The sequence below is a fragment of the bacterium genome (genome assembly GCA_037131655.1).
Classification (GTDB): Bacteria; Armatimonadota; Fimbriimonadia; order Fimbriimonadales; family JBAXQP01; genus JBAXQP01.
In genome coordinates this window covers 1-5102 of sequence record JBAXQP010000199.1, presented here as the reverse complement: position 1 = coordinate 5102, position 5102 = coordinate 1, and the positions used below count along the sequence as shown (strand labels likewise).

The window sequence follows — 5102 nt, the reverse complement described above, 5'->3', positions numbered from 1 at the left end:
TAGGCTGGGTCGTAGCCTTCGGCGGCAATGTAGTCAAATGCGGCTTCGGATAAGTCCACTTGCAAGCCTCGCTCGGCTATGCGTTTGTTGAGGTAGCCGATCTGCATACGGACGATTTCCTTAATCTCAATCAAGCCCAATGGCTCGAAGATGATAATCTCATCGATACGGTTCAAGAACTCAGGGCGGAAGTGCTCGCGTAGGGTGTCTTGTATCTTGTGCTTAAGCTCAAGCTTATTGGCGAAGGGTTCCTGGAAGTAGATTGATCCCAGGTTGGAGGTCATGATGATGACCGAGTTCTTGAAATCCACCGTTCGGCCTTGACCATCGGTCAAACGCCCGTCGTCTAGTATCTGCAGCAAGATATTGAAGACTTCTGGGTGAGCTTTCTCAATCTCATCCAATAAGATGACGCTGTAAGGCCGCCTACGGACGGCTTCCGTAAGCTGCCCTCCTTCTTCATACCCCACATAGCCGGGAGGCGCGCCGATTAAACGCGCAACCGTGTGCTTCTCCTGGTACTCGGACATGTCGATGCGTACCATGTTGCGTTCATCGTCAAACAAGAACTCTGCTAGGGCTCTAGCCAATTCAGTCTTACCGACACCGGTTGGGCCTAAAAAGAGGAATGAGCCAATCGGTCGGTTAGGCTCAGACAAACCGCTACGCGCACGACGAATGGCGTTAGCCACCGCATCAATCGCTTCATTCTGGCTGACCACGCGCATGTGCAAACGCTCTTCCATTTTGAATAGCTTCTGCATCTCCGCTTCAAGTAGGCGGCTAACGGGGATACCTGTCCACTTGGCGATCACTTCGGCGATGTCATCCGAGTCGACCTCTTCCTTGAGCATCTTCATGGTGCTTTGAAGCTCTTCGATTGCCTTTTGCTTAACTTCTAACTCTCGCTGCAGGTTTGTTAAGATACCATAGCGAAGCTCCGCAGCACGGCCAAAGTCGCCGTTTCTTTCAGCCGATAGCTCTTCCTGCTTGGCTTCTTCGATCTTCTGCTTAATCTCACTGATGCTCTTGATGATTTCCTTTTCTTGTTGCCAGTGGGCAGTCAGTCTGGTTTTCTCTTCATTCAGGTTCGCCAGTTCACTCTCGATCTTATCAAGACGTTCGAGTGAGGCTTTATCCTCCTCTTTACGCAAGGCTTCTCTCTCGATTTCAAGCTGCCTGATGCGTCGTTCGATCTCGTCAATTACAGTTGGCATACTATCTATTTCGATACGAAGCTTAGAGGCGGCCTCATCCATCAAGTCTATTGCTTTGTCTGGCAGAAATCGGTCTGATATATATCGCGCAGAGAGCACAGAGGCAGAGACAAGGGCGCCGTCAGTGATACGAACGCCATGATGCACTTCGTAGCGCTCCTTCAAACCACGCAAGATGGCAATCGTGTCCTCGATACTCGGTTCGCCGACATAGACAGGTTGGAAGCGTCTTTCAAGGGCAGCGTCCTTTTCGATATACTTACGGTATTCATCGAGGGTAGTAGCGCCGACAGTGCGCAGTTCACCACGCGCCAGCATCGGCTTGAGCATATTGGCGGCATCTACTGCGCCTTCTCCTGCGCCTGCGCCGACGATAGTATGAAGCTCATCAATAAACATGATGATCTCGCCTGCCGACTCGGAGACTTCCTTAAGTACCGCTTTTAGACGGTCCTCAAACTCCCCTCGGTACTTAGCGCCTGCTATGAGCGCACCGAGGTCGAGTTGGATGAGCTTCTTATCCTTGAGTGTCTCGGGGATGTCGCCGGAGGTGATGCGTAGAGCAAGTCCTTCGACGATAGCGGTCTTGCCAACGCCTGGGTCGCCAATAAGAACAGGATTATTCTTTCTGCGTCTGGATAGAACCTGAATAAGACGGCGTATCTCATCATCGCGGCCGATAACAGGATCGAGCTTGCCTTGACGCGCAAGGAGAGTGAGGTCACGGCCGTATTTCTCAAGGGCTTGATACTTCTCTTCGGGGTTCTGATCGGTAACGCGTTGTCCGCCACGTATATCTAGAAGAGCTTTAGAGATGGCTTCACGTGTCACACCAAATGAACGTAGAATTCGACCTGCTGCCCCTGCCGTATCGGCAGCGATGGCCATGAGTAAGTGCTCGGAGCTGACATACTCATCCTTCATCTGTTGGGCTTCATCAAAGGCTTTATCAATCACTTGGCGTAGACGTGGGCTGATTGCCCCGCCAACTGTTGCGCCGTGTACTTTTGGAATAAGATCGATTTCTTTCTTTACTTGGACATCAACTTGAGTGGGAAGCACGCCTAGCTTCTGAAGGATAGGAACAGAAACTCCATCTGTTTGTTTTAGGAGCATCAGCAGCAAATGTTCAGGCTCGATCTGCGGATTTTGATTGGTTTCCGCAAGTGTCTGTGCCTCTTGTAGAGCTTCTTGAGCTTTAATAGTCAAACGATCGAATCGCAATGCCTTACCCTCCTTATCGCGTCCTGAGAACTTTAATTATTGTTGCACATGAGCGTTATATTGTCAAGTCACTTGATAAGATATTTCTTATCTACTTACGGGTTTTCGGAAGAACTAGTTGCTATTTTAAGACTCACTTGCCAATCTTAATCTCCCCCAATCATAATTAGCTCAGGAGGAAGTATGCAGACATTAGGCGTTGGAATGATAGGTTTTGGATTTATCGGCAAAGCGCATGCTTATGGTTATCAAAACATGCCGCTTTTCTTTGACCCCATCCCCGTGCGAACTAATCTGGTGGGAGTGGCCACTTCTCGCCCGGAAACGGCTGCCAAAGCGGTAGAAGTGGGTGGTTTCGTGTTCGGAACATCCGATTGGCGAGAGCTGATTGCGCGTGATGATATCCAGATAATTAATATCTGCTCCCCAAACAGTCAACACAAAGAGCAATTATTGGCCGCCATCAAGGCAGGGAAGCATATTTATTGTGACAAGCCGCTAGTAGTGGGCGAAAAGGAAGCTGCCTGTATCGAAAAGGCATTGCGAAGCTATAAAGGCATCGGGCAGATGACGCTTCAATATCGCTTTTTTCCTGCCACTCTTCGGGCAAAGCAACTTATTGAAGAAGGGTTTGTTGGGGAAGTGATAAGTTTTCGCGCCGAATATCTTCATTCCGGCAGTGTCGATCCTAATAGGCCGATGGGATGGAAACAGCTTAAGTCAGAAGGCGGAGGCGTCCTGCAAGACCTGGCCTCACATGTGATTGACTTAATGGATCATTTAATCGGTTCCTTCGAGAGTGTTATGGCAGATTTGCGCATTCTCTACCCTGAGCGCCTGAACAAAGAAGGGAAGATGGTTAAAGTCGAAGCTGATGACCAGGTAGTGATGTTGGCAAAGTTGGGGAATGGAGCAGTCGGAACGATTGAAGCCTCGAAAATCGCCACCGGCGCTGAGGATGAACTAAGATTTGAGATTCACGGCGATAAAGGCGCTATTCGCTTCAACCTAATGGATACTAATTACTTAGAAGTCTATGATCTGAGTGAGTCTGAAACCCCGCTAGGAGGTCAGCGAGGCTGGCGAAAGATAGCCACGGTCCAACGTTTCGATAAACCAGCCGTCTTTCCATCCCCCAAATGCAGCATAGGCTGGCTCCGCGGTCACATGCAGTGCCTCAACAACTTCCTTCAAGGTGTTGCTGACAACAAGCCCGTCGAGCCATCCTTACAACGAGGCATCCACCTTCAAAGAATGCTGGCCGCCACCGAGCGTTCGTCAGTTAATATGAGTTGGGAAAAGATGCCGGTGAGGTGAAAGAAACCGTAGTTCGTATTGCATATTACGGAATTCGGTAATACGCAATACGAACTAAGCACTACCACTTACATGTCAACCAGGGAAAGCAATGCCGCTGCTTTCCCTGGTGATTACTGCATTTACTTCTTTAGCGCATATTAGCGTCGTCTTATTGTACGAATTAACCCAAACAGCCCTGCGCCAAGAGCAAAGAACGATGCCGGTTCGGGAACAGGTCCGTGAACAGGTCCCTCCCCCGTTCCGACAGGCATAGTCCATAGCTCGAAATCATCATTACTGTTGGTGAACCAACCTACGTCATGTGGGGCGAATAGGTTATCAAACCCTAAAGAGACGTTAGCTAATCCAGCAGCATCAGGCGCTGTGAACACCACACTCCATTGGCAAGCTCCCGCTGGCACTGATAAAGAGCCATGCGCTGTTTTTATCAGGTTGTGATCCTCTGTGATTGAAAATATACCAAAGGTCCATCCTTGCGGCATAAGGATATTGGTGTAATCAAGCACGTTTGGATCACAGGTTCCAACATGGAATTGTTGAATCAGTCCACCAGTAGCAGTGATGTCATATTGATAATCGCGAGATCCTGAGCCACCGCTTTTAGTGCCGCTGCAAAGAACAGATGCATTAAATTGAGCAAACGCAGAAACTGCTAAAATCAATATAAGCAGCGTGACTACGATGAGGCTAAGTTTCTTCATTGGAATCAACCTCCTGTGCCTAATATATTCGGCATAAATATATACGTTTTAGAAACGGAAAAACGGACAGGGTTAGCATGACTAAGAATATTTTTTTAGCTTCCGTGAAGCTAAAAAAATATTAAATAATTAATAGGGGACGCCTTTTGCAAAATGATTGCGCGTCTCTTTGTTTTGTAATTCAGCCTGCGTTTCTTTTCCAGAGCAAATGGCTCTTCGCCTTACTTTGGACGTACATTCCTGATTTTTGATTGGGGAGATTCAGGGGAAGTCCGAGCCGATAAATAGAACAGAACCTCAGAAGAGCTTGCCGATTACCTATGCAAGTATTCTGGCGTCCTCATCTCGCATTGTGAATTGAATTGAATCTAAGTACTCCATTAGTAGGACGGAATACCTTCGGCTTGAACCTGAAATATCACGGAACTGGCTGACAGTGATAGAACCGTTTTTAGTTATGAACTCTTTAACTAGCAGTTTAATCTCTTCCAAAGTCTCCACATGATAGAAAAGGCCTTCCATCACTCGTATTAGTCGGCCTGACTCTAAACCCATAGAAATAAGCTCTTTGACTGCGTTTGAATGTAATCCCATGACTTGAGATAATTCTCTAGTATTTGGGGTTAAGACGCCGGCTTTT

The 5102-nt window shown here is 48.0% G+C and carries 4 protein-coding genes; 1 reads left to right on the top strand and 3 read right to left on the bottom strand.

The window, feature by feature from the left end:
- A partial coding sequence (gene clpB, locus WCO51_09490) for an ATP-dependent chaperone ClpB (GenBank protein ID MEI6513491.1) occupies positions 1-2441 on the bottom strand: 2441 nt, incomplete at its 3' end.
- A 183-nt stretch (positions 2442-2624) separates the two neighbouring features.
- Here clpB and WCO51_09485 point away from each other — a divergent pair.
- Positions 2625-3758 (top strand): Gfo/Idh/MocA family oxidoreductase, encoded by a 1134-nt coding sequence (locus WCO51_09485; GenBank protein MEI6513490.1) that lies wholly within the window; start codon positions 2625-2627, stop codon positions 3756-3758.
- A 140-nt stretch (positions 3759-3898) separates the two neighbouring features.
- On the opposite strand, the gene WCO51_09480 is transcribed toward WCO51_09485, so the two are convergent.
- The gene (locus WCO51_09480; GenBank protein ID MEI6513489.1) at positions 3899-4462 is read right to left on the bottom strand and encodes a PEP-CTERM sorting domain-containing protein; all 564 of its coding nucleotides are present in this window, start codon (positions 4460-4462) and stop codon (positions 3899-3901) included.
- Positions 4463-4780: 318 nt separating this feature from the next.
- Positions 4781-5102: SelB C-terminal domain-containing protein (locus WCO51_09475; protein MEI6513488.1), on the bottom strand; the 322-nt coding region annotated here is incomplete at its 5' end.

Bases quoted from the DNA above. Each gene is read 5' to 3' on its own strand.
- WCO51_09485 (MEI6513490.1), top strand. From the start codon at position 2,625: ATGCAGACATTAGGCGTTGGAATGATAGGTTTTGGATTTATCGGCAAA.
- WCO51_09480 (MEI6513489.1), bottom strand. From the start codon at position 4,462: ATGAAGAAACTTAGCCTCATCGTAGTCACGCTGCTTATATTGATTTTA.